This window comes from Actinosynnema sp. NPDC023658, from assembly GCF_040639995.1.
GTDB lineage: Bacteria > Actinomycetota > Actinomycetes > Mycobacteriales > Pseudonocardiaceae > Actinosynnema.
Window position 1 is genome coordinate 1 of record NZ_JBFAAX010001009.1, and the last position, 1,943, is coordinate 1,943.

Annotated in this window: 2 protein-coding genes; both read right to left on the minus strand. The window is 73.6% G+C overall.

Annotated features, from left to right (window positions below):
* Positions 1-39 precede the first annotated feature (39 nt).
* Entirely contained in the window at positions 40-1,227 is a 1,188-nt protein-coding gene (locus AB0G02_RS37460; RefSeq protein WP_360804428.1) for an acyl-CoA dehydrogenase family protein, read from the minus strand.
* Positions 1,224-1,943: hypothetical protein (locus AB0G02_RS37465; protein ID WP_360804431.1), on the minus strand; the 720-nt coding region annotated here is incomplete at its 5' end. The genes AB0G02_RS37460 and AB0G02_RS37465, both read right to left, overlap by 4 nt.

A 1,943-nucleotide genomic window follows, 5' to 3' on the forward strand; every position in this document is an offset into this window, starting at 1 on the left:
AGCGCGGTGAGCCGACGCCCGCCCGGAACCGGTCGTGGCTCAGCGCGCTGAACCCACGCCCACCCGGAACGGGTCGTCCCGGTCCAGCTTCCCGGTGAACAGGCCCTGGAACAGGTTCAGCTTCTGCATGTTCGACGTGTCCTCGATGAACTCCAGGCCGCGCGCGTCGCGCACCAGCTTGTCCAGCTGCGGGTGGTCGAAGCGGGCGCCGACGCCGAAGAACTCGCAGGCCGCGCGGGTCGCGTCGAGGGCGAGCTGGGCCGCGCGGGCCTTCGCCGCGGACGCCAGGTAGCCGTCCGACGTGCGGGCGTCGACCGCGCGGGCGGCCAGGTGCACCAGCGCGCGTGCCGCCGTGATCCGCCTGCCCAGCTCGTCGAGCCGGTCGCGCTCGTCGCGGCGCAGCGCCGTGCGGTTGTCGCGGACGTACTCGTGCGCCGCCCGCGCGATGCCCAGCGCGATCGCCGCGACGCCCGGTCGCAGCAGGTTGAACGTCTGCACGAACGCCCACATGCCGCGCCGCGACGGCGAGAGGTGCCGTCCGACGAACCGGGACGCGGGCACGTGCACGTCGTCCATCGTGATGGCGCTGATCCGCGCGCCGCGCAGTCCGATGCTCTCCAGCGGGGTCGCGGAGAACCCGGGCGCTGGCGTCTCCACGAGGACCGCGTTGATGCCGAGCGGGCCGGAGCCCACGCGGGCGAACACCACCCCGAGCTGCGCCCGGCAGGCGTTCCCGACGTACCGCTTGCCGCCGGACAGCACCGCGCCGCCGTCGACCGGCGTCAACGTCGAGGTCAGGCCGCCCGCGTCGGACCCGCGGTCCGGCTCGGTGAGCGCGAAGAACGTCCAGAGGGGTTCCGCGAGCATCCGCCCGTAGAACCACTCCTTCTGCTCGCGGTCCGCGAGCAGGTCGACCAGGACGCCGGCCAGCAGGGGACCGGGCGAGGCGACCAGCATGCCGACGTCGGCGCAGGCCAGCTCCTCCATGATGATCGCCCGTTCGAGGGCCAGCGTGCCGTAGAACCGGTTGCCCGCGATCGGGATGGGCACGTTCCCGTACTCCGGCGGGATGCCCATCGTCGACAGGTACCGCACGGCGGGCAGGTCGAAGTGCTCGCGGATCAGCTCGGGGTCGCGGTCGAGGGCGAGGCCGAGGCGGCGGAAGTCCGCGCCCCACTCGCGCACCTGGTCGCGCAGCGCGACCAGGCGGTCGTCCAGCGCGGTCACGACTCCGCGTCCGCGGACTCGACGACCCCGGTGTGCGCGCCGCCCGGCCGCACGTAGGCCTCCGCGAGCAGCTCCGACACGTGCGCCACCTGACCGGGCCCGCCGACCAGGTAGCCGCTCGCGCCGAGCAGGTTCACCAACCACCGGTCGGCGGCGGTGATGCGGGCGTGCAGGTGGGCCAGGATCACGCCGGGCAGGTCGCCCGCGCCCATGCCGGTCAGGACCGCGCGCACCTCCAGGTGCTCGATCAGCCCGTCCGCGACGGTCGACTTCACCATCTGCTGCTGGAGCAGGGTGGTGCTGCCGGTGCGCCGGCCGTTCAGGTAGCGCATGCACGTCTCGCGCAGCGCCTCCGACAGCCCGAGCCTCAGCCACACCAGGCCCAGTGCCCAGGCGGATCGTCGGTCGGCCGGGACGGTGCTGGTCTCGCCGGGGTCCGCTTCTCTCAACCGAGGATCGAGAACACCGTTTCCGTACATGTCCGGGCCGACTTCACCCGATCGTGTACCGCGAGTCCGCAGGAGCACGACCGCGCCACCGGGCAGGTCGATCGTATCCACAGTGGACTCGTCCAGCGACGACCGGTCCACCAGCGTGCCGTCCACCCACACCCGGCCCGCCGACGCCGCGACCTCCTGCGGCACGACCGCGTGACCGCCCGGCCCGGCCGGCAGCGCACCGGGCGCCACCAGCGAGCCCAGCACGGTCAACGCGGG